Source organism: Pseudomonas sp. B21-047 (genome assembly GCF_024748775.1).
GTDB lineage: Bacteria > Pseudomonadota > Gammaproteobacteria > Pseudomonadales > Pseudomonadaceae > Aquipseudomonas > Aquipseudomonas capeferrum.
The window spans coordinates 5,298,242-5,320,048 of record NZ_CP087169.1 but is presented as its reverse complement, the minus strand read 5'-3'; the positions used below and the strand labels follow the sequence as shown (position 1 = coordinate 5,320,048).

Annotated in this window: 22 protein-coding genes and 1 pseudogene; 13 read left to right on the top strand and 10 right to left on the bottom strand. The window is 62.5% G+C overall.

Going from position 1 to position 21,807, the window contains the following annotated elements; genetic code table 11:
• Position 1: 1 nt before the first annotated feature.
• Positions 2-1,207: a nicotinate phosphoribosyltransferase gene (gene pncB / locus LOY26_RS24100; protein ID WP_186663520.1), complete on the bottom strand. Its 1,206-nt coding sequence runs from the start codon at positions 1,205-1,207 to the stop codon at positions 2-4.
• 457 nt (positions 1,208-1,664) lie between these two features.
• On the opposite strand from pncB, the gene LOY26_RS24095 reads away from it, so the two are divergent.
• The 6 genes from LOY26_RS24095 (at position 1,665) to LOY26_RS24070 (ending at position 8,126) form a co-directional block, all read left to right on the top strand.
• Positions 1,665-2,801, top strand: coding sequence for a branched-chain amino acid ABC transporter substrate-binding protein (locus LOY26_RS24095; protein ID WP_186663521.1), 1,137 nt, complete (start codon positions 1,665-1,667; stop codon positions 2,799-2,801).
• 157 nt (positions 2,802-2,958) lie between these two features.
• A complete protein-coding gene (locus tag LOY26_RS24090) occupies positions 2,959-3,873 on the top strand; it encodes an ABC transporter permease subunit (RefSeq protein WP_186663522.1) in 915 nt (304 codons plus the stop codon).
• Positions 3,874-3,875: 2 nt separating this feature from the next.
• The gene (gene livM, locus LOY26_RS24085; protein WP_258714189.1) at positions 3,876-5,177 is read left to right on the top strand and encodes a high-affinity branched-chain amino acid ABC transporter permease LivM; all 1,302 of its coding nucleotides are present in this window, start codon (positions 3,876-3,878) and stop codon (positions 5,175-5,177) included.
• A complete protein-coding gene (locus tag LOY26_RS24080; protein ID WP_033701787.1) occupies positions 5,174-6,049 on the top strand; it encodes an ABC transporter ATP-binding protein in 876 nt (291 codons plus the stop codon). The genes livM and LOY26_RS24080 overlap by 4 nt, the downstream gene beginning before the upstream one ends.
• On the top strand, positions 6,046-6,762 hold the full coding sequence (locus LOY26_RS24075; protein ID WP_033701785.1) for an ABC transporter ATP-binding protein: 717 nt from the start codon (positions 6,046-6,048) through the stop codon (positions 6,760-6,762). The genes LOY26_RS24080 and LOY26_RS24075 overlap by 4 nt, the downstream gene beginning before the upstream one ends.
• 596 nt (positions 6,763-7,358) lie before the next feature.
• Complete coding sequence (locus LOY26_RS24070; protein WP_095063875.1) at positions 7,359-8,126, top strand: SDR family oxidoreductase; 768 nt, start codon at positions 7,359-7,361, stop codon at positions 8,124-8,126.
• Between the two features lie 48 nt (positions 8,127-8,174).
• Here LOY26_RS24070 and LOY26_RS24065 read toward each other — a convergent pair whose 3' ends face one another.
• The 4 genes and pseudogenes from LOY26_RS24065 to LOY26_RS24050 all read right to left on the bottom strand — a co-directional run bounded on the left by LOY26_RS24065 (position 8,175) and on the right by LOY26_RS24050 (position 10,807).
• Complete coding sequence (locus LOY26_RS24065; RefSeq protein WP_186652728.1) at positions 8,175-8,420, bottom strand: hypothetical protein; 246 nt, start codon at positions 8,418-8,420, stop codon at positions 8,175-8,177.
• Positions 8,421-8,494: 74 nt separating this feature from the next.
• Positions 8,495-9,593: pseudogene (locus tag LOY26_RS24060) on the bottom strand (AGE family epimerase/isomerase).
• Between the two features lie 50 nt (positions 9,594-9,643).
• The gene (locus tag LOY26_RS24055) at positions 9,644-10,276 is read right to left on the bottom strand and encodes a TetR family transcriptional regulator (RefSeq protein ID WP_033701781.1); all 633 of its coding nucleotides are present in this window, start codon (positions 10,274-10,276) and stop codon (positions 9,644-9,646) included.
• 123 nt (positions 10,277-10,399) lie between these two features.
• Positions 10,400-10,807: a phage infection protein gene (locus tag LOY26_RS24050; protein ID WP_186663525.1), complete on the bottom strand. Its 408-nt coding sequence runs from the start codon at positions 10,805-10,807 to the stop codon at positions 10,400-10,402.
• Between the two features lie 338 nt (positions 10,808-11,145).
• On the opposite strand from LOY26_RS24050, the gene LOY26_RS24045 reads away from it, so the two are divergent.
• Complete coding sequence (locus LOY26_RS24045; RefSeq protein ID WP_186652724.1) at positions 11,146-13,212, top strand: AsmA family protein; 2,067 nt, start codon at positions 11,146-11,148, stop codon at positions 13,210-13,212.
• Between the two features lie 31 nt (positions 13,213-13,243).
• Here LOY26_RS24045 and LOY26_RS24040 read toward each other — a convergent pair whose 3' ends face one another.
• Together LOY26_RS24040 and osmE are read right to left on the bottom strand one after the other, a co-directional pair.
• Positions 13,244-13,774: a bacterioferritin gene (locus LOY26_RS24040; RefSeq protein ID WP_033701778.1), complete on the bottom strand. Its 531-nt coding sequence runs from the start codon at positions 13,772-13,774 to the stop codon at positions 13,244-13,246.
• 48 nt (positions 13,775-13,822) lie between these two features.
• Positions 13,823-14,164 (bottom strand): osmotically-inducible lipoprotein OsmE, encoded by a 342-nt coding sequence (gene osmE / locus LOY26_RS24035; protein WP_033701777.1) that lies wholly within the window; start codon positions 14,162-14,164, stop codon positions 13,823-13,825.
• Positions 14,165-14,287: 123 nt separating this feature from the next.
• Here osmE and LOY26_RS24030 point away from each other — a divergent pair, with 123 nt between their 5' ends.
• Positions 14,288-15,178 (top strand): triacylglycerol lipase, encoded by an 891-nt coding sequence (locus LOY26_RS24030; protein ID WP_186652722.1) that lies wholly within the window; start codon positions 14,288-14,290, stop codon positions 15,176-15,178.
• Here LOY26_RS24030 and LOY26_RS24025 read toward each other — a convergent pair.
• The gene (locus LOY26_RS24025; RefSeq protein ID WP_258714188.1) at positions 15,159-16,052 is read right to left on the bottom strand and encodes a DMT family transporter; all 894 of its coding nucleotides are present in this window, start codon (positions 16,050-16,052) and stop codon (positions 15,159-15,161) included. The genes LOY26_RS24030 and LOY26_RS24025 overlap by 20 nt on opposite strands.
• A gap of 133 nt (positions 16,053-16,185) precedes the next feature.
• Between LOY26_RS24025 and LOY26_RS24020 the strand changes: the two genes are divergently transcribed.
• The 3 genes from LOY26_RS24020 to LOY26_RS24010 all read left to right on the top strand — a co-directional run bounded on the left by LOY26_RS24020 (position 16,186) and on the right by LOY26_RS24010 (position 18,412).
• Complete coding sequence (locus LOY26_RS24020; protein WP_186652720.1) at positions 16,186-16,974, top strand: helix-turn-helix transcriptional regulator; 789 nt, start codon at positions 16,186-16,188, stop codon at positions 16,972-16,974.
• Positions 16,975-17,048: 74 nt separating this feature from the next.
• The gene (locus LOY26_RS24015; protein WP_047582340.1) at positions 17,049-17,333 is read left to right on the top strand and encodes a PsiF family protein; all 285 of its coding nucleotides are present in this window, start codon (positions 17,049-17,051) and stop codon (positions 17,331-17,333) included.
• 71 nt (positions 17,334-17,404) lie between these two features.
• Positions 17,405-18,412, top strand: coding sequence for an AI-2E family transporter (locus tag LOY26_RS24010; protein ID WP_033701772.1), 1,008 nt, complete (start codon positions 17,405-17,407; stop codon positions 18,410-18,412).
• Positions 18,413-18,450: 38 nt separating this feature from the next.
• Here the strand turns inward: LOY26_RS24010 and LOY26_RS24005 are convergent, their stop codons facing one another.
• A complete protein-coding gene (locus LOY26_RS24005; RefSeq protein ID WP_186652719.1) occupies positions 18,451-19,722 on the bottom strand; it encodes an Hsp70 family protein in 1,272 nt (423 codons plus the stop codon).
• 164 nt (positions 19,723-19,886) lie between these two features.
• On the opposite strand from LOY26_RS24005, the gene cbpA reads away from it, so the two are divergent.
• Positions 19,887-20,843 carry a curved DNA-binding protein gene (cbpA, locus tag LOY26_RS24000; RefSeq protein ID WP_186663528.1) on the top strand — a complete coding sequence of 319 codons (957 nt, stop codon included), beginning with the start codon at positions 19,887-19,889 and terminating at the stop codon, positions 20,841-20,843.
• A gap of 2 nt (positions 20,844-20,845) precedes the next feature.
• Positions 20,846-21,154 (top strand): chaperone modulator CbpM, encoded by a 309-nt coding sequence (locus LOY26_RS23995; protein ID WP_033701768.1) that lies wholly within the window; start codon positions 20,846-20,848, stop codon positions 21,152-21,154.
• Positions 21,155-21,276: 122 nt separating this feature from the next.
• Here LOY26_RS23995 and LOY26_RS23990 read toward each other — a convergent pair whose 3' ends face one another.
• Positions 21,277-21,792, bottom strand: coding sequence for a GNAT family N-acetyltransferase (locus LOY26_RS23990; RefSeq protein WP_186652718.1), 516 nt, complete (start codon positions 21,790-21,792; stop codon positions 21,277-21,279).
• Positions 21,793-21,807: the final 15 nt, after the last annotated feature.

Below are 21,807 nucleotides of genomic sequence, written 5' to 3'. Positions count from 1 at the left end.
GTTACTCCTTGCTGGGGATTTTGAAAACGTGGCGCATGTAGGCAACGAAGTTTTCGTCGCGGCATTGGGTCTTGGCCGCCTCGTCGGAGATTTTCGCCACCGGCGAGCCGTTGCAGTCGGTCATTTTAAGCACGATGTTCATCGGTGCCACACCCGGGATGTCGCAGGTCAGGTTGGTGCCGATGCCGAAACTGACATTGATGCGCCCGCGCAGGGCGCGGAAGATTTCCAGCGAGCGGGTCAGGTTCAGGCCGTCGGAAAACACCAGGGTCTTGGTCATCGGGTCGATGCCCAGCTTCTGGTAATGGGCGATGGCCTTTTCCGCCCAGGCCACCGGCTCGCCCGAATCGTGGCGCAGGCCGTCGAAAAGCTTGGCGAAGTACAGATCGAAGTCGTTGAGGAAAGCGTCCATGGTGATGCAGTCGGTCAGGGCGATACCCAGCAGGCCACGGTACTCGCGCACCCAGCAGTCCAGCGCGGCAATCTGGCTGTCGATCAGCCGCGGCCCAAGCTGTTGATGGGCCATGAACCATTCATGGGCCATGGTGCCCAGGGGCTTGATATCCAGTTTCCATGCCAGGTCGACGTTGCTGGTGCCGACGAAGCGGGCCGGGAAGTCATCGCGCAGTACCCGTACCACCTCTTCCTGCACGCGGCTGGAGAAGCGCCGACGGGTGCCGAAGTCGGCCACCTGCAGGTCGGCCAGCTCATCTTCGCTGGCATGCGCACGCAGCCAGTCGAACTTGCGGTACAGCTGGTCACGGGCTTCGGCCAGGCGCATGTGCGGGTGCAGGTGGCGGTTGCGCACTTCGCTGATCATGGCCAGCAAGGGCACTTCGAAGAGGATCACATGCAGCCAGGGGCCACGCAGGCGCAGGTACAGCTGATCGTTTTCGATGCCGATGCGCACGTAGCGCAAGTTGAAGCGGAACAGCCGCAGAAAGCGCAGGAAGTCGGGCTTGAGGAAGCTGATACGTTCGAGGAAGGCCAGTTGGCCGTCATCCAGGGTCAGCTCGCTGAGCCGTTCGAGCTGGTTGCGGATCTCGCCGAGGTAAGGGCGCAGGTCTTCGCCGTTGCGGCAGCGGAATTCCCATTCCACGTCGGCGTCCGGGTAGTTGTGCAGCACGCCCTGCATCATGGTGAGTTTGTAGAAGTCGGTGTCGAGCAGGTTGTGCACGATGCGCTCGGCGAATGCGCTTTCGCTCATCAAGGGTGGCTCCAGAAGCGGCGAATGGCGGCCATTGTGCCACAGGTATTGGGATGAACTGGCTGGCACTGGGGCGGGTTTATCCGCGAAGAGGCCAGCACCGGCAAAACAGGTGTTTTTCCGTGCACCAGCTAGCCTTCAAACGGTGCTGCCTGTAGCAGTCGCGCACCAGCGGTGTGCACTTCGGTGACGTCTGCTGTTACAGGGCGGTTGCACGTAAACACTTGCCAGGGTTGCAATGATGGCACTCGACGGTTGCTACTTGTCTGTACGTGTGGTGGCGCCTGCCGCAGGGCAGACGGTTGCACGCTCAATAAAGAAAAGGCCGTCGGTCGCCTGCTGGCGACCTTCACAGTGTGTTTTCCCGGAAGACAAAACCAATGGCACGGCCCTTGCTCAGAGCACAGGGTTGAGAAGTTGTAGTGCCAACCAAAAAAAACTCTAGGAGCACCACCTCATGTCGCAGACGTTTTACAAGAAAGGTTTCCTGGCTCTGGCCGTAGCTACGGCACTGGGTGTTTCTTCGTATGTTCAGGCCGACGTCAAGATCGGTGTTGCGGGCCCGATGACCGGTGCCAACGCAGCGTTTGGCGAGCAGTACATGAAAGGTGCCCAGGCGGCGGCCGACAAGATCAACGCCGGCGGTGGGGTCAACGGCGAGAAGATCGTCCTGGTGAAAGGCGATGATGCCTGCGAACCCAAGCAGGCCGTGGCCGTGGCCAACCGCCTGGCCGATCAGGACAAGGTCATCGGCGTGGTGGGCCACTTCTGTTCTTCCAACACCATCCCGGCGTCCGAGGTGTATGACGAAGCGGGCATCATCGCCATTACCCCCGGGTCGACCAACCCACAAGTGACCGAGCGCGGGCTCAGCGGCATGTTCCGCATGTGCGGCCGTGACGACCAGCAGGGTATCGTTGCCGGTGACTACATTGTCGATGTGCTCAAGGGCAAGAAAGTTGCGGTGTTGCACGACAAGGACACCTATGGCCAGGGCCTCGCCGATGCGACCAAGGCGCAGCTTGAAAAGCGCGGCGTGAAGCCTGTGCTGTATGAAGGCCTGACCCGTGGCGAGAAAGACTTCAGCGCCGTGGTTACCAAGATCCGCGGCGCTGGCGCGGACGTGGTCTACTTCGGTGGTCTGCACCCGGAAGCCGGGCCTTTGGTACGTCAGTTGCGTGAAGCGGGGCTCAATGACGTCAAGTTCATGTCGGACGACGGCATTGTCACCGACGAACTCGTAAATACCGCAGGCGGCGCCAAGTTTGTCGACGGCGTATACATGACCTTCGGCGCCGACCCACGCCTGCTGCCCGACAGCAAGGCTGTTGTGGAAGAGTTCCGCAAGAACGGTACCGAGCCTGAAGGCTACACCCTGTACGCCTATGCCTCGCTGCAGGCGCTCGCCGCCGCATTCAACGGCGCCAAGTCGAACAAGGGCGAAGACGCTGCCAAGTGGCTCAAGGCCAACCCGGTGCAGACCGTCATGGGCGAGAAGAAGTGGGACAGCAAGGGCGACCTGACGGTGTCCGACTACGTGGTCTACCAGTGGGACAAGACCGGTAAATACCACCAGCTGGAAAAACAAAAATAATAACGGCTACCGGCCCGGGCGCACGTTGCCCCGGGCCGCAGCCCCGCGGTACCTGTCTTTATCCGTAGATATGCACAGTTCTGCGCTGCGAGGGCCGCTGCATTCATGGCCCGCCGTGGACGGCGCTCGTGCAATCTCAATCAGGTGAGATTGCGTTATGGATGGTATTTTTCTGCAGCAACTGGTCAACGGCCTGACCCTCGGGTCGGTCTATGGCCTGATCGCCATCGGCTACACAATGGTCTATGGCATTATCGGCATGATCAACTTCGCGCACGGCGAGGTGTATATGATTTCCGCGTACCTCGCGGCAATCAGCCTGGCATTGCTGGCCTATTTCGGCGTCGAGTCGTTCCCGCTGCTCATGCTGGGCACGCTGTTGTTCACCGTCGTCGTCACGGGCGTTTATGGCTTTACCATCGAACGCATCGCTTACAAGCCCCTGCGCAACTCCACCCGCCTGGCACCGCTGATCAGTGCCATCGGTATTTCGCTGATCCTGCAGAACTACGCTCAGATCAGCCAGGGCGCTCGCCAGCAAGGCGTGCCGACCCTGCTGGAAGGCGCCATGCGCATCGAAGTCGGCACCGGCTTCGTGCAACTGACCTACACCAAGATCTTCATCCTGATTGCCGCGTTCGCCGGCATGGGCCTGCTCACCTACGTCATCAAGTACACCAAGCTCGGCCGCATGTGCCGCGCCACGCAGCAAGACCGCAAGATGGCCTCGATCCTGGGCATCAACACCGACCGGGTGATTTCCTACGTGTTCGTCATCGGTGCGGTAATGGCCGCCCTGGCGGGCGTGCTGATCACCATGAACTACGGCACCTTCGACTTCTACGCCGGCTTCATCATCGGCATCAAGGCGTTCACGGCGGCGGTACTGGGCGGCATCGGCTCGCTCCCGGGGGCCATGCTCGGCGGCATCATCCTGGGCATTTCCGAGTCGCTGTTCTCTGGCCTGATCAACTCCGACTACAAGGACGTGTTCAGCTTCTCGCTGCTGGTGCTGATCCTCATCTTCCGTCCCCAAGGCCTGCTGGGTCGCCCGCTCGTGGCTAAGGTGTGAACATGTCCACTGCCAAAACTGCCCCTGTTTCCGAAACCAACGGTTTCGACCTCAAACGCAGCCTGCTGGAGACCTTTGTCGCCGGCCTGCTGGCGCTCATTGTCTTTGGCCCGGTCGTCGGCGTGGTGCTCGACGGCTACACCTTCAATGCCGAACCCCGCCGCGTGGCGTGGCTGGTCGGTGGTGTAATGGTCGGGCGCTTCCTGCTCAGCCTGTACCTGCAGAGCGGCGCTGGACGGCGCATGCTGCAAGGCTTCGACACTGGTGGCTCGGGCGTGCATGTGAACGCGCCGAACTACAAGTCACGCCTGCGCTTCATCATCCCGGCGCTGATCGTGATCGCCATCGTCTTCCCGATCTTTGCCAACAAGTACCTGCTGACCGTGGTCATCCTCGGCCTGATCTACGTATTGCTGGGTCTAGGGCTGAACATCGTGGTCGGCCTGGCCGGCCTGCTCGACCTGGGGTACGTGGCGTTCTATGCCATTGGCGCTTATGGCCTGGCGCTGGGCTACCAGTACCTGGGCCTGGGCTTCTGGAGCGTGCTGCCGCTGGCGGCCATCGCCGCAGCGCTGGCGGGGTGCATACTCGGCTTCCCGGTGTTACGCATGCACGGTGACTACCTGGCGATCGTGACCCTGGGCTTTGGCGAGATCATCCGTCTGGTATTGAACAACTGGTTGTCGTTCACCGGCGGGCCGAACGGCATGCCGGCGCCGTCGCCAACCTTCTTCGGCCTGGAGTTCGGCCGTCGGGCCAAGGACGGCGGGGTGCCGATCCACGAGTTCTTCGGCTTCGATTACAACCCCAACCTGAAGTTCGTGTTCATCTACGCCGTGCTGTTCCTGGTGGTGCTGGCGGTGCTGTATATCAAGCACCGGTTGACCCGCATGCCAGTCGGCCGCGCCTGGGAAGCGCTGCGCGAAGACGAGATCGCCTGCCGCTCGATGGGGCTGAACCACGTGCTGGTCAAGCTCTCGGCCTTCACCCTCGGCGCATCCACTGCGGGCCTGGCCGGCGTGTTCTTCGCCACCTACCAGGGCTTCGTCAACCCGTCGTCGTTCACCTTCTTCGAGTCGGCGCTGATCCTTGCCATCGTGGTACTGGGCGGTATGGGGTCGACGGTGGGCGTAGTGATCGCGGCGTTCGTGCTGACTGTGGCCCCGGAGCTGCTGCGCAGCTTCTCCGAGTACCGCGTGCTGCTGTTCGGCGTGCTGATGGTGCTGATGATGATCTGGCGACCGCGTGGGCTGATCCGCATCAGCCGTACCGGTGTGGTTCCGCGTAAAGGAGTGGCGCCATGAGCGACGAAATCATTCTTTCGGTCGACAACCTGATGATGCAGTTTGGCGGCATCAAGGCGCTCAGCGATGTCAGCCTCAAGGTCCGGCGCAATCAGATCTTTGCCCTGATCGGCCCCAATGGTGCCGGCAAGACCACGGTGTTCAACTGCCTCACAGGCTTCTACAAGGCCAGCGGCGGGCGCATCGAACTGAACGTGCGCGGCAGCCAAACCAACGTCATCCAGTTGCTCGGCGAGCGCTTCCAGGCGGCCGACTTCGTATCGCCCGCACGCTTTGCCAACCGCCTGTACTACAAGATGTTCGGCGGCACCCACCTGGTGAACCGGGCAGGCCTTGCTCGGACTTTTCAGAACATTCGCTTGTTCAAGGAAATGTCGGTGGTGGAAAACCTGCTGGTGGCCCAGCACATGTGGGTCAACCGTAACCTGCTGGCCGGGGTGCTCAACACCAAGGCCTACCGCAAGGCCGAGAGCGATGCCCTGGACCATGCGTTCTACTGGCTGGAGGTGGTCGATCTGGTCGATTGCGCCAACCGCCTGGCCGGTGAGTTGTCGTACGGCCAGCAGCGGCGCCTGGAAATTGCCCGGGCCATGTGCACGCGGCCGAAGATCATCTGCCTGGACGAACCGGCTGCCGGCCTCAACCCGCAGGAAACCGAGGCCCTGAGTGGCATGATCCGCGTGCTGCGCGACGAGCACGACATCACCGTGGTGCTGATCGAACACGACATGGGCATGGTCATGAGTATCTCCGACCACATCGTCGTGCTCGACCATGGCAACGTGATCGCCGAAGGCGCGCCACAGGAAATCCGCAACAACCCGACGGTGATTGCCGCCTACCTGGGTGCAGACGAAGAGGAACTGGTATGAGTGCACCCATTCTCGAGCTCAAGGACCTGGATGTGTTCTACGGGCCGATCCAGGCGCTGAAGAAGGTGTCGATGCACATCAACGAGGGCGAGACGGTGAGCCTGATCGGCGCCAACGGTGCCGGCAAGTCGACCCTGCTGATGTCGATTTTCGGCCAGCCGCGCGCCGCGTCGGGGCACATCGTGTACCGCGGCACCGACATCACCCGCAAGTCGTCGCACTACATCGCCTCCAACGGCATTGCCCAGTCGCCGGAAGGGCGGCGGGTGTTCCCCGACATGACCGTCGAAGAAAACCTGATGATGGGCACCATCCCGATTGGCGACAAATATGCCAAGGAGGACATGGAGCGCATGTACGAACTGTTCCCGCGGTTGAAGGAGCGGCGTACCCAGCGGGCGATGACCATGTCGGGGGGCGAGCAGCAGATGCTCGCCATCGCCCGTGCGCTGATGAGCCGGCCTAAGTTGCTGCTGCTCGATGAGCCGTCGCTGGGGCTGGCGCCGATTGTGGTCAAGCAGATCTTCGCCACCTTGCGTGAGCTGGCCAAGACCGGCATGACCATTTTCTTGGTGGAGCAGAACGCCAACCATGCCCTGAAACTGTCGGACCGGGCGTATGTGATGGTCAACGGAGAAATCCGCATGACCGGGACGGGGCAAGAGTTGTTGGTGAATGAAGAAGTGCGTAGCGCCTATCTGGGCGGGCACTGAGTTGATTCGGGGGCTGCAAAGCAGCCCCCGCTGTAAATGTGGACAACTTGCTGCACCTCGCTCCCATGCCTCCATACAACTCCAGCCTAAGCCATTGTTCCCACAGCCTTGTTTTACCCACGGATAATGTGGAGCCGCCTGTGGAAAACATGGGTGCACCTCGCTGTAGCCCTTTGCTGTCGAGGCCTGCAGGCTTCTGATCGTTTTTTGATCGGTTTGCCCTTGTGGATGATTTTTAAGGGATTTTTACCCACATGCAGCTGTGTGTAATCGCTTTGAGCACCTGTGTATAACTCTGTGCAAAACCCTTGGACATACCGCTGCAAGCGGCATGGTTGAAAGCCTTGCGCCATCACTAAAAAGATATCCACCGACCCTGGAACGCTGAAAGGTTTCCGCTACCCCGACAAGTTGCCCCCAATCTGTGGGGAAAGCCTTGTGGATAACATGCGCATACATGACGCCAGGCTCTCTGCAACGGGGCTTTCGCCGATATGGTCAATATTTGATCAGTTGCTTCAATGGCTTGCTGCCTGCGTAGCACGAAGGCATGCTGCAACCCCCTGCCGAAATTAATCCACAGCGAGGAACAGAGCATGACGTCCACCGTATTCATCACTGGCGCGACTTCCGGTTTCGGTGAAGCTACCGCCCGACGTTTCGCCGAGGCCGGCTGGAAGCTGATCCTCACTGGCCGGCGTAAAGAGCGCCTGGACGCCCTGTGTGCCGAACTGTCGGCCAAGACCGACGTGCACGGGCTGGTCCTGGATGTGCGCGACCGCAACGCCATGGAACAGGCCATCGCCACGCTGCCGCCCGGTTTTGAGAAGCTGCGCGGCCTGGTCAACAATGCAGGCCTGGCGCTGGGCGTCGATGCGGCGCAGAACTGCAGCCTGGACGACTGGGAAACCATGGTCGACACCAACATCAAGGGCCTGATCTACACCACGCGCCTGCTGCTGCCTCGGTTGATCGCACACGGCCGCGGCGCGTCGATCCTCAACGTAGGTTCGGTGGCGGGCAATTACCCGTACCCGGGCAGCAACGTGTATGGCGGCACCAAGGCGTTTGTCGGGCAGTTTTCCCTGAGCCTGCGCTGCGACCTGCGCGGCACTGGCGTGCGCGTCAGCAACATCGAGCCGGGGCTGTGCGAGAGCGAGTTCTCGTTGGTGCGTTTCGGTGGCGACCAGGCCAAGTACGACGCCACCTACGCGGGTGCAGAGCCGATCCAGCCGCAGGATATTGCCGAGACCATCTTCTGGATCCTCAACCAGCCTGCGCACATCAACATCAACAGCCTGGAGCTGATGCCGGTGAGCCAGGACTGGGCAGGGTTCTCGATCGACCGGTCGCCCAAGGGCTGATCAGCATCCCCGGGCGTGCCCATGGCACGCCCATGCTGCCGCAGGCCTTCAGTTGTCTCGGAAAGTCTCGTTGGGGTTCAGAAGTTGCAGGGCTTGCAGCATATCGTTGACGACATCAGCGAGCATGGCATCTTCTCTACTCGGCTGCCCCTCGACATACTTCAAAAGGCTTGTAAGCAAACCAAGCTTTCGCTCATGCAGCAGCTTGTTCTTCTCAAGCTTGGAAGCCGCGATGTCCTTACTGGTAGCCTCAATTTCAGTTTGAAAGTGAGCCTTCAGAATTTCGTTGCCCATGACTGAACTCCTCTTTAGGGGAGCCTTTACGCTATCAACGCGTCTTGAGAACCGAAACTGGTAAAAATGTCAGGTCATTCCAAGTGATGAAGCCCTGCCAGGCAGGTCGCCAAGTGATAGGGCGTGGTCGAAGGCATGTCATGCCGGCTGACAGCGCCTTCGCCGTCCCGGCATTCATACCAGCCGCCGTCATGCAGGAACCGCTGCGTCATCGCCTGCAACTGCTGCGCAAGCTTGGCTTCGTTGCCTGAGCGCAACGCCAGCGCCCGCAGGTACTCCGCCTGGGCCCAGATCCGCTGGGTGGCATCGATGACCTTGCCGTCCACAGCCAGCATTGCCAAGACCGCCGAATCCTTTACCCCGCACTGCTCGGCATAATCGAACGCCCGGGCAATGGCGCCATGCAGCGGGGTGCCGCGTAACAGTGGCGAGGTGTCGAGCAGGTAGAACCACTCGAACTGATGCCCTGGTTCGAACCAGTTATCCACAGCGTCGCGTGGTTTTTTCCAGCATCAGGCCGTGCTGCGGTTCGATGAACTGTGCCTGCAGGGCATCGCACAACTGCAGCAGTGCCTGCTGCACGCTGGCATCTTCACGCACGGCAAGCACCTGCAGGAAGGCTTCGGCCAAGTGCATCTGGGGGTTCTGCAGTGGGCCACTGCCAAGGTCGGCCCAGTCTTCAGCGAGGCTGGCCTCGTACAGGCCGTCGTCGCGGGCGAACTGCGTGCTGACGATTGCCAGGGCAGCGTTCAGCGCAGACTCCACCAGGCTGTCGCGGACCTTGCCCCAGTAATGCGCGCAGGCAAACACGATGAACGCGTGGGTGTAGAGGTCTTTGCGCCGGTCCAGTGGCTTGCCTTCGGCATCGATGCTGTAGAACCAGCCGCCGTGCTCGGCATCGTGGAAATGCCGCTGCAGCGAGCGGAACAACGCCGCTGCCCGCTCTGCCGCGCCTGGCTGCTCGATGCGGCTGCTGAACAGGTACAGCTGGCGCGCGCAGGCCATCGCTCGATAGCGCTGAACCGGCAACGGCCGGTGCTGGGCATCGAGGGCCTCGAAGGGCAGGGCCATTTCGACGTTCCAGCCCGGGCCTTGCCACAGCGGCACGATACGCTCGGCAAAGTGCTGGGTGAAGCGGGCCAGTTCGGGCGGAGTGGGGCGGGGGTCGGACATGAATGCGCTCGTCACAATCGGGCAGTGCGCCATGGTAGCAGAACTGCGCTTCAGCCCGGGTTACCCAGGCCTTGCCAGTGCCGCGCGCCTACGAAGATGAAGCGCAGCTGTTGGGTGATCTTTTCCTGCGCGGACAGCGCCTGTGGATAACCTGAATCAGGGTTGTCGATCAGTTCGGGCAGGGTGGCAAATACCGTCTTCACGACCAGGTCGGCCATCACCGCCAGTGCTGCTCCGTCCAGGTGCTGCCAGCGTTTCATGCGCGCAAGGTCGGTGGCCAGGTCGTCACTGATGTCCTGGCGCAGGCGGGCAATCGCCTGGCGTACCGCCTGCGAGCCACCGTATTGCTCACGGGCCAGGAACAGGAACTGCGCCCGGTGGGCGGCGACCACGTCGAGGAAGATGCGCACCGAGGCGTCGGTGATGCCGCCAAACTCGAATTCGTTCTGGCGCACCAGGCGGATGGTCTGGCGGAAGGTGGTATCGACCTCGGCCACCAGAGCCAGGCCCAGGGCGTCCATATCGGGAAAATGCCGGTAGAAACCGGTGGGTACGATACCTGCCGTTTTCGCCACTTCGCGCAGGCTGATGCTGCCGAAACCACGGCCACTCTCCATCAGCTGGCAGGCGGCATCGAGCAAGGCCTGGCGGGTCTGTAGCTTCTGTTCGGCACGCGGCAGCATGGGTCAGGGTTCTGTGTCGGTCGAGGCAGGGCACTCTAGATAATAAAACGAAGCCCGGTCAATGGACCGGGCTTGGAGGTGAGCAGGCATTGTGCCGCAGGTTGTTATTTTCGGCCATGGCGATCAGCTCACACGGCTGAGTTCAACCAGGCGATCCGAGCCACCTTCGGCTACTCGGCCGGAGCGTTCGATCAAGCGGTCCGAGCCACCTTCGGCTACTCGGCCGGAGCGTTCGATCAAGCGGTCCGAGCCACCTTCGGCGACCCGGCCGGTGCGTTCGATCAGGCGGTCCGAGCCACCTTCGGCGACCCGGCCAGTGCGTTCGATCAGGCGGTCCGAGCCACCTTCGGCGACGCGGCCAGTGCGTTCGATCAGGCGGTCCGAACCACCTTCGGTAACCGTTTTCAGGGGCTGGGCGATTTCAGCGGTGCTGGAGCGCGATTCGGCGGTCAGGTGCTGGTCAGCAGCCGGCAGGGCGAAGGCGTTGGCAGCAAGGATCGACAGGGTCAGGGTCAGCAGGTGGCGTTTCATGAGTGGTTGCTCCTCTGGGGGGCTGGAAAGTGGGTACGAAGCCAATGCTACGCCCGGTAACGCCAGAGAAAAGTTCATAAGGATAATGGTAACAATCGACAGCATTGATAGAGCTTTTTGGAGGCTCTAGCACGGTTGTTTCAACATTCTTGGTGGCTTTTGGCCTTCATCTATTCCAGGTAACGCAACGCCGTTGCCCAGACCAAATGCTGAGCAAGGCGCCAGGAAAAACTTCGTTATCATGGCGCCACCGATAAAACCCAGCGGGCTTTCATCAGTCCGAGTTAATGAGTGCCACCGGTGCCCGCTTTGTGCCATGCCGTCAGGAGAATCACGCAATGACGCGACCCGCCAGAATTCTTGTCTGGACCCTTGCCACCCTGTTGACCTTGTTGGCGATACTGGTGGTGGTAATCGCCACCTTCGACTGGAACCGCGTCAAGCCGTTGCTCAACGAGAAGGTTTCCGAGGCCCTGCACCGGCCTTTCGCAATCAATGGCAACCTTGCGGTGCAGTGGCGTACCGAGCCCGAAGAAGGCGGTTGGCGGGCGTGGGTGCCGTGGCCGCACTTCATTGCCGAGGACCTGACCCTGGGCAACCCAGACTGGCTCAAGGAACCGAAAATGGTCGCCCTCGAGCGTGTCGAGTTCCGCCTGGCGCCACTGCCACTGGTGTTCCAGCAGATCGTCATCCCCCGCATCAACCTGACCAAGCCCACCGCCAGCCTGACTCGACTGGCCGATGGCCGTGCCAACTGGACCTTCGACTTCGGCCCCAAGGATGAAAACGCAGAACCCTCGAAATGGCAGCTGGACATCGGTGCCATCGGTTTTGACCAAGGCAATGTCAGCCTTGATGACCAGACCCTGAAGACCAGCATGAAGGTACAGATCGACCCGCTGGGCAAGCCGATACCCTTCAGCGACATCGTCGGCAAGGCGCGGGCCGAGAAAACGGCGGGCGCCCAGGACTATGCCTTCGGCCTCAAGGCCCAGGGCCGCTACAAAGGGCAGCCGGTGTCCGGCACCGGCAAGATCGGTGGCCTGCTGGCGCTGCAGGACGCCAGCCAACCGTTCCCGTTGCAGGCTGACGTGCGCATCGCCGACACCCACGTGGTGCTCGCCGGCACCCTGACCGACCCGCGTAACCTGGGCGCCCTGGACCTGCGCCTGCGCCTGTCCGGCAAGAGCCTGGGCAACCTCTACCCGCTGACCGGCGTGACGCTGCCCGACACCCCGGCCTACGCCACCGACGGCCACCTCACTGCCAACCTGCATGCCGCGCAAGGTGCGACCTTCAATTACCAGGGGTTCAACGGCAAGATCGGCGACAGCGACATCCACGGCGACCTGGCCTTCGTGGCCAGCCAGCCGCGGCCCAAGCTCTCCGGCAAGCTGGTCTCCAACCAGCTGCTGTTCAAGGACCTCGCGCCGCTGATCGGTGCCGACTCCAACGCCGAGCAGAAGGCTCGCGGGGGCGCCAGCAAGCAGCCGACGGGCAAGGTATTGCCGGTCGAGGAGTTCCGCACCGAACGCTGGCGCGCCATGGACGCCGACGTCGAGTTTGCCGGCAAGCGCATCGTCCACAGCGAGCAGTTGCCGTTCAACGACCTGTCTGCCCACGTGATCCTCGAAGACGGCCTGCTGCGCTTGGAGCCGCTGCGCTTTGGCGTGGCCGGTGGCAACCTGGCCTCCAGGATCCGCCTCGATGGCCGCAGTGTACCGTTGCAGGGGCGGGCGCAGTTGACCGCGCGGGGCTTCAAGCTCAAGCAACTGTTCCCCACCTTCGCGCCGATGCAGACCAGCTTCGGCGAACTCAACGGCGATGCCGACATCACCGGCCGCGGCAACTCGGTGGCGGCGCTGCTGGGCACGGCCAATGGCGACCTGCGCATGCTGATCAACGATGGTGCGATCAGCCGCAGCCTGATGGAAATTGCCGGCCTCAACGTGGGCAACTACGTGGTTGGCAAGTTGTTCGGTGACGAGGACGTGCAGATCAACTGCGCGGCGGCCGATGTCGGAATCAAGGACGGGCTGGCGAGCACACGCCTGTTCATCTTCGATACCGAGAACGCGATCATCTACATCAACGGCACGGCGAATTTTGCCAGTGAGCAGTTGGACCTGAAGGTGACCCCGGAGTCGAAGGGGCTGCGGCTGTTCTCGCTGCGTTCGCCGCTGTATGTACGCGGGCCGTTTGCCAAGCCGAGTGCGGGTGTGCAGGCGGTGCCGCTGGCCTTGCGCGGGGCGGGGATGGTGGCCTTGGGGGTGGTTGCGGGCCCCGCGGCGGGGCTGCTGGCACTGATTGCGCCTAGCAGTGGGGACGAACCGAACCAGTGCACGCCGTTATTGCAGCAGATGAAGGCGGGCAAGGCGCCGGCGGCGGTCAAAGGCAAGAAATAATGTAAGGGGCCGCAGAGCGGCCCCCTTTCGATTACAAACCTTGCAACAGATCGGACATATCGTCTGCGTGCTCTTCTTCCTGCGCCAGGATGTCTTCGAAGATGCGCCGCGTGGTCGGGTCCTTGTCACCAATGTACTGAATGATCTCGCGGTAGCTGTCGATCGCAATCCGCTCGGCCACCAAGTCTTCCAGCACCATTTCTTTCAGGTTATTGCCCGCCACATATTGGGCATGGGAGTTCTTGGTCAGGTTGTCGGGGTTGAAGTCCGGTTCGCCGCCCAACTGCACGATCCGCTCGGCCAGCTTGTCGGCGTGCTCGGCTTCCTGGTTGGCATGCTCCAGAAACTCTTCGGCCGCCACGCTCGCCTTGATCCCGCTGGCCATGAAGTAGTGGCGCTTGTAGCGCAGCACGCAGACCAGCTCGGTGGCCAGCGACTCGTTGAGCAGGCGCAGGATCTCTTGGCGGTCGGCATGGTAGCCCTCGGTCACGGCGCCTTGCTCGACGTGCTGGCGGGCACGTTCGCGCAGGGTTTGCACATCGGTCAGTTCAACGTTGCTCATGGTTATCTCCAAAAAGATCAGGACGGGTGGTCAAGGTGTTGCGTAGGCTCACGCGCCGGGTACGGCTTCGCTGTCCTCTTCTCGTTGCTTGCAAGTCTTGAAGCCCTTGGCATCGACATGGCCGGTGGCGTCGAAGCGCACGTAGTACGCCTGTTGCTTGCCGTCGCGGTTGAGGATGTAGTCGTTGCAGGTGCCGCCGTGGGGCAGGTCGATCGCATTGGATGGGCTGCCACCAATGGCGATCACTTTCTGCATGGTCATGCCGTGCTCCACCTGCTTGACCAGCGGCTCGTCACGGTAGGTGACGTAGTCCACCGGGTTCTCCGGGCGGCTGCCGCAAGCGGCAAGTGTTGCGCTGGCCAGAAGGATTGCCAGGGTCTGTTTGTACATGGTCCCGCTCCTTGCTCAGGGTCTGTTTGGTTTGGAACCGCACGGCGCGCCAGGAGTTCGATTGCGATGGTCATCCAGGCCGCTGTAGTGTTGGCCGGTCGACCACGCAAAGGGGCAGGGGCTATGCCGCAGGAATTGGCCACGCGATACCCACTGGTGCTAGTGCCGGGCATGCTCGGTTTCGTCCGGGTGCTGCTCTACCCCTACTGGTTCGGCATCGTGCCGGCCCTGCGCAAGGGCGGGGCGCAGGTGTTCCCCGTGCAAGTCTCGCCGCTGCACGCCAGTGAGGTGCGGGGTGAACAGTTGCTGGCGATCATCGAAGCCATCTGCCAGCGCACCGGTGCCGACAAGGTCAACCTGATCGGCCATAGCCAGGGCGCCTTGGACGCGCGCTATGCCGCGGCCAAACGGCCTGAGCGGGTGGCCTCGGTGACGTCCGTGGCGGGGCCCAACCATGGCTCGGAACTGGCCGACCACCTGCACCGTACGGCGCCGGGCGACTCGCCCCAGGGGCGTATCCTCAAGGGCGCGCTGCACGGCTTGGCGGTGCTGCTGGTGTGGCTGGAAACCGGCTGGCGCCGCGAGCCATTGCCCATCGACGTGCACGCCTCGCACCAGGCGCTGACCAGTGCCGGGGTGGCGCTGTTCAACCAGGCTTATCCACAGGGCCTGCCCGACACCTGGGGCGGCGAAGGGCCGGCAGAGGTCAACGGCGTACGCTACTACTCCTGGTCAGGCACCTTGCAGCCCGGCCTGACCGACCAGGGGCGCAACCGCTTTGACGGCAGCAACCGCTTCTGCCGCCTGTTCGCCCGCAGTTTCGTCAAGGAAAAGGGCCATTGCGATGGCATGGTCGGGCGCTTCAGCTCGCACCTGGGGCAGGTGATCGGCGACGACTACCCGCTCGACCACCTGGACATCGTCAACCAGTCGCTCGGCGCCGTGGGCAAGGGCGCCGAGCCGGTGCGCCTGTTCACCGAGCACGCCGCCCGGCTCAAGGCTGCGGGGCTGTAGCGCTGCGGCGTACGGGGGTGGTCCAACGCTCGGCCAGGATCACCCCCAGCAGGGTCAACAGGCCGCCGACCAGGTGGTAGCTGGCCAGCTGTTCATCGAGCACCCCAGCGGCGATCAGCGCGGTGACCAAGGGCAGCAGGTTGAAGAACAGCGTGGTGCGGCTTGGCCCCAGGCGGTGCACGGCCTGCATCCACACCAGCGGGGCGATCATCGAGGCCAGCACGCAGGCGTACAGCACCAGGCCGACGTTGTGGGCATTCAGGCCGGTCTTGTCCGACAGCAGGAACAGCGGCAGCAACACCACGATGGCCACCAGCACCTGCAGGTACAGCAACTGCAAGGGCGGCAGGCGCAATTGCCATTTTTTCAGCAGGAAGCTGTACAGCGCATAGGCCAGGGTGGCCACCAGCATCAGCAGATCGCCGCTGTTCAGGCCCTGTTCCAGCAAGGCCCCGGGTTGGCCTGCGCTGACCACTTCAAGCACGCCGAAAAACGACACCACGGCGCCGACCAGGGCGCCGAAGGTCAGGCGCTGGCCGAGCCAGGCAATCGACAGCGCCAGCGACATCAACGGCATCAGCGAGAGGATGATGCCCATGTTGGTGGCGCTGGTGATGCTGGCGGCGAAGTACGCCAGGCTCTGGTACAAGGCCATGCCCAGCACGCCGAGCACGAACACCTTGCCCAGGTGCGGGCGGATGGCTGCACGGTTGCGCCACACGGCGGGCAGCAGGAAGGGGGTGAACAGCAGGCCGGCCAGCAGCCAGCGGTAGAAGCCGATCTCGGCGGGGTGGATGGCACCGGCCGACAGCTTGGTGACCACGGTGTTGCCGGCCCAGATAAGGATGGCGGTGAGGGGGAACAGGTAATTCATAAAGGTGCAACTCTGGGTGAGACCAGGAATTTGGGGGCTGCCGCTCAGCAGGCCCAGGTTGCCCGGTATTATGAGTTGTCTGTCCGCAAGCCTATACTTGTATCCAGACAATCCGCCCTTCGAAGCAGACAGCATGCCGCGCAAATACCTCGACATCCCCGGTTTCGACCGGCTCCCGGCGCCGGTGTACTTGCGCCACGACGAGTTCGGTGCCGATACCCACAGCGCCCCCCACCGCCACGCCTGGGGCCAGCTGAACTACGCGGCCCACGGTGTCATGCACCTGGATGTCGAAGGCCAGCGCTTCCTCTCGCCGCCGCACTACGCCGTGTGGGTGCCACCGGGTATCGAACACGGCTGTTACAACCCCCAGGCCATCGTCTACCGCTCGCTCTACCTGGACCGCAGCTTGTGCGCCGGGTTGCCGCAACAGCCGTGCAGCCTGGTCATCAGCGACATCCTCAAGGCCATCCTCGGCGACTTCGCCCGGCGTGACCTGAACGTGGCGCAGGACGAACGCGACCAGCGCCTGGTGCAGGTGCTGCTCGACCAGTTGCTGCTGGCGCCGACCCAGACCTGCTATTTGCCCTTCGCCCGCAGCGAGGGCCTGGGCCAGGTGCTCGATGGCTTGAGCCGTGCCCCGGGCGACAATCGCCCGCTGGCCGATTGGGCGCGGCAGGTGCATGTCAGCGAACGTACCTTGGCCCGCCAGTTCATCCGCGAACTGGGCATCGGTTTTGGCGAGTGGCGCCTGCGCCTGCGCTTTCTGCGTGCCATCGAGATGCTGGAGGCAGGCTTGCCGATTCAGGCCATTGCCTTCGACCTCGGCTACAGCAGCGCCTCGGCCTTCATCGCCATGTTCCAGCGCCAGGCCAATTGCACACCGGAGCAGTACCGGCGTCAGGCGCGGTCTGGCGGCTGAAATGAGTGTAAAAAATCTTGTCTACACTCAGTGGCACCACCGTGCATCGGGCGCGGAGACAAGGAGACCACTCCATGAAGCTGCTGCAAATGCCATTGCTGGTGCTGGCTGTATTGTTCAGCGCACAGGGGTTCGCCGCCACTGCGCAACAGGAAAAGATGACCTCGTGCAACGCCGACGCCAGCGCCAAGGCGCTCAAGGGCGATGAACGCAAGGCGTTCATGAGCAACTGCCTGAAGAAGAGCGTACCTGCAACCCAGCAGGAAAAGATGAAGACCTGCAACGCCGACGCCAGCACCAAGGCACTCAAGGGTGACGAGCGCAAGGCGTACATGAGCGACTGCCTGAAGAAGAAATGACCTGCGCCTATGCCTGTAGGGCGAAGGCTGGCAGACTGCGGGTCTTTTTTGTTGTCTGCCCCTGAGGCTGTATGACCTTCACCCCCCGCCAGATCACCCTGGCCAGTTGGATCATCGTGTTTGCCGGCCTGTTGCTGGCGCTGCCCCTGAAGTTGCTGCCGAGCCTGCTTGCCGGTTTGCTGGTGTTCGAACTGGTCAACATGCTGACGCCGCGGTTACAGCCACTGATCGCCGGGCAGCGCGCCCGCTGGCTGGCCGTGGCCCTGCTCGGCACGTTGGTGGTCATTACTCTGACCCTGCTGATTGCTGGCGCATTCAGCTTCCTGCTGCACGAGGCGGAGAACCCCGGGGCTTCGCTGGACAAGTTCATGGCCTTGGTCGAGCGGGCCCGTGGGCAACTGCCGCCGTTCATCGAAGGCTACCTGCCGGCCAGTGCCGCCGAGTTCAAGGTGGCCATCGGCGACTGGCTCAAAAGCCACCTGGGCGAGCTGCAACTGGTAGGCAAGGGCATGGCGCACATGTTCGTCACCTTGCTGATCGGCATGATCCTCGGCGCCATCGTGGCCTTGCAGCGTATCCCCGACATTTCTCGGCGCAAACCGTTGGCCGCAGCCTTGTTCGAACGCTTGAGCCTGCTGGTGCAGGCGTTTCGCAACATTGTCTTCGCGCAGATCAAGATTTCGCTGCTCAACACCACCTTCACCGGCATCTTCCTGGCCGTGGTGCTGCCGATGTTCGGAGTGCATCTGCCGCTGACCAAGACGCTGATCGTGCTGACCTTCCTGCTTGGGCTGCTGCCGGTGATCGGCAACCTGATGTCCAACACCCTGATCACCATCGTCGGGTTGTCATTGTCGATCTGGGTGGCGATGGCGGCGTTGGGGTATCTGATCGTCATCCACAAGGTCGAGTACTTCCTCAACGCGCGGATCGTGGGGGGGCAGATCAGTGCCAAGTCGTGGGAACTGCTGCTGGCGATGCTGGTGTTCGAGGCGGCATTCGGCTTGCCGGGGGTGGTGGCGGGGCCGATCTACTATGCGTATCTGAAGAGCGAGCTGAAACGAGTGGAATTGGTTTGAGCTGAGATCTTGGGGCCGCTTTGCGGCCCCAAGATCGTTCAGATAACGCCGTAGCGTTTGCGTGCCTCGATCGCCAACCCGCTGCCAATGCTGCCAAAGATGTTGCCTTCCACATGCCGTGCATTGGGCAACATCGCCGCCACGCTGTTACGCAGCGCCGGAATCCCGCTGGACCCCCCGGTAAAGAACACCGTATCCACTTGCCCTTCGCCCACACCGGCCTTGTTCAGCAGCTCGCTGACACTGCCGCGCACGCGCTCCAGCAGGCTATCGATCGCTTCTTCGAACACCGCACGGGTCAGCTCGGCGGTCAGCTCAGGCTCGACACGGCGCAGGTCGATGCGGCGGCTGTCCTGTTCGGTCAGCTCGATCTTGCTGGCTTCCACTTCCATCGCCAGCCAGTGGCCGGCGCGCTGTTCGATCAGCTGGAACAGGCGGTCGATACCGAGGGTGTCCTCGATGTCGTAACGCATGTTGCCCAGGGCTAGCTGCGACTTCTGCGAGTACAAGGCGTTGATGGTGTGCCAGGTGGCCAGGTTGAGGTGGTAGCTGGTCGGCATCAACGCACCGCTCTTCATCCGGCTGCCATAGCCGAACAACGGCATCACGCCCTGCAGGCTCAGCTGCTTGTCGAAATCGGTACCGCCGATGTGCACGCCACCGGTGGCGAGGATATCGCTTTGGCGTTCGGCCACCAGGTGGCGCTCGGGCGACAGGCGGATCAGGGTAAAGTCGGAGGTACCCCCGCCGATATCGACGATCAGTACCAGCTCTTCACGGCTGATGCTCGACTCGTAGTCGAAGGCTGCGGCAATCGGTTCGTACTGGAACGACACGTCCTTGAAGCCGATTTTGCGCGCCACGTCGGCCAGGGTGTCTTCGGCTTCCTGGTCGGCGGCCGGGTCTTCATCGACGAAGAACACCGGGCGGCCCAGCACGACCTGGTCGAAGCTGCGCTCCGCGGCGGTTTCGGCGCGCTTTTTCAGTTCGCCGATGAACATGCCCAGCAAGTCCTTGAACGGCAAGGCGCTGCCCAGCACGCTGGTGTCGTGCTTGATCAGCTTGGAGCCGAGCAGGCTCTTGAGCGAGCGCATCAGGCGGCCTTCGTAGCCTTCCAGGTACTCGTGCAGCGCCAGGCGGCCATACACCGGGCGACGCTCCTCGATGTTGAAGAAGACCACCGAAGGCAAGGTGATCTTGCCGTCTTCCAGGGCAATCAGCGACTCGAGGCCAGGGCGGTGCCAGCCGACCGTGGAGTTGGAGGTGCCAAAGTCGATGCCAAGGGCACGGGCCGGGGATACGTCAGACATGGGAAAAAGGTTTCCGGAGGCAAAACGGCCGCGCAGTTTATGCCAGTTGGCAACAGAATCAAGACCAGTCGTCTGCCATACAGCAATCCCAAGCGGCCCTTGAAAGGCTATGCTTGACCCCTATCTTCAGTTGCAACACGCAAATTCACATTGGTGATCCATAAATGGACTTCAAAGACTATTACAAGATACTTGGCGTAGAGCCCACGGCGGACGAAAAGGCGATCAAGGCCGCCTACCGCAAGCTGGCACGCAAGTATCACCCCGATGTCAGCAAGGAGCGCGACGCCGAGGACAAGTTCAAAGAGGCCAACGAGGCCTATGAAGTGCTCGGTGACGCGCAGAAACGTGCCGAATTCGACGAGATCCGCAAGTACGGTGGCCAACATGGCCGGCCGTTCCAGGCGCCGCCGGGCTGGGAAAACCGCGGCGGGGGTGCGGGCGGTGGTTTCGAAGGCGGTGACTTCTCCGACTTCTTCAGCTCGATTTTTGGCGCGCGTGGGGGCAACCCCTTTGGCGGCGCCCGGCAACAGCGCAGCGCAGGCAGGCGAGGGCAGGACGTGGAGTTGGAACTGGCGGTATTCCTTGAGGAGACCCTGAGCAAGGAGTCCAAGCAGATCAGCTTCCAGGTGCCGCAGACCAATGCCGCCGGGCAGCGCACCGGGTTCACCACCAAGACCCTGAACGTCAAGATCCCCGCCGGGGTGACCGACGGCGAGCGCATTCGCCTCAAGGGCCAGGGTGCGCCGGGCAGTAGCGGCGGGCCCAACGGCGACCTGTTCCTGACCATCCGCATGGCACCGCACCCGCTGTTCGATGTCGAAGGCCATGACCTGATCATCACCGTGCCACTGGCACCGTGGGAGGCGGCACTGGGCGCCAAGGTGGCGGTGCCGACCCTGGACGGCAAGATCAACCTGACCATCCGTCCCGACAGCCAGAGCGGCCAGCGCCTGCGCGTACCGGGCAAGGGCCTGGCCAACAAGCAGGGCGAGCGCGGCAACCTCTATGCGCAGCTCAAGGTGGTCATGCCGACTGCATCCGACGAGTCGACCCGTGAACTGTGGGCCAAGCTTTCCGAGAAGGCCGCGTTCAACCCGAGGGCACAATGGAGTAAGTGATCATGAGCAGCACCCTGATCGTTCAACTGGACATGCGCACCCTCTGCCAGGAAGCTGACATTACGGCGGACTACGTGATCGAAATAGTCGAGCACGGCATCGTCGAACCCTCTGGGCGAACGCCTGAGGACTGGTTGTTCGACGATCAGGCGCCGCTTTTGGCCAAGCGCGCGGCGAAGCTGCACCAGGAGTTGGAACTGGAGTGGGAAGGCGTGGCGCTGGCGCTGGAGCTGTTGCAGGAAGTGCAGCAGCTGCGCAGTGAGAACAACATGCTGAAACAGCGCTTGGGCAGGTTCACCCAACTGGGATGAGGCCAGTGCGGGCCCCTTCGCGGGGCAAGCCCGCTCCCACAGTTACAGCACAATCAAGGACTGTGAGGTCCCTGTGGGAGCGGGCTTGCCCCGCGAAGGGGCCTGCACCGGCACCCTCACGTTCAGGCCGGCTCGGCCCCCGGGCTCAGCATCAACTGCATGAACGTCAGGTCCAGCCAGCGGCCGAACTTCACCCCCACCTGCGGCATCTGCCCGGTCACCACGAACCCCAGCCGCTCATGCAGGCGTACCGAGGCCGCGTTGCCGCTCTCGATGGCCGCCACCATCACGTGCTTGCCGCAACCCCGCGCGCGTTCCACCAATGCGCCCATCAACAGCGGCCCCAGGCCCTTGCCGCGCTGGTCGCCGCGGATGTACACCGAATGCTCCACGGTATTGCGAAAGCCCTCGAACGGCCGCCAGTCGCCAAACGACGCATACCCCAGCACGCCGCTCTCATCCACCGCCACCAGAATCGGGTAGCCCTGCTGCGCACGGGCCTCGAACCAGGCCTGGCGGTTGCCCAGGTCGACGGGTGTTTCGTTCCAGATCGCCGTGGTGTTGCGCACCGCGTCATTGTAGATGTCGAGGATGCCCGGTACATCGGCGGGCAAGGCGTCGCGGATTTCGTGGCTCATTGCAGCGTCTCACAA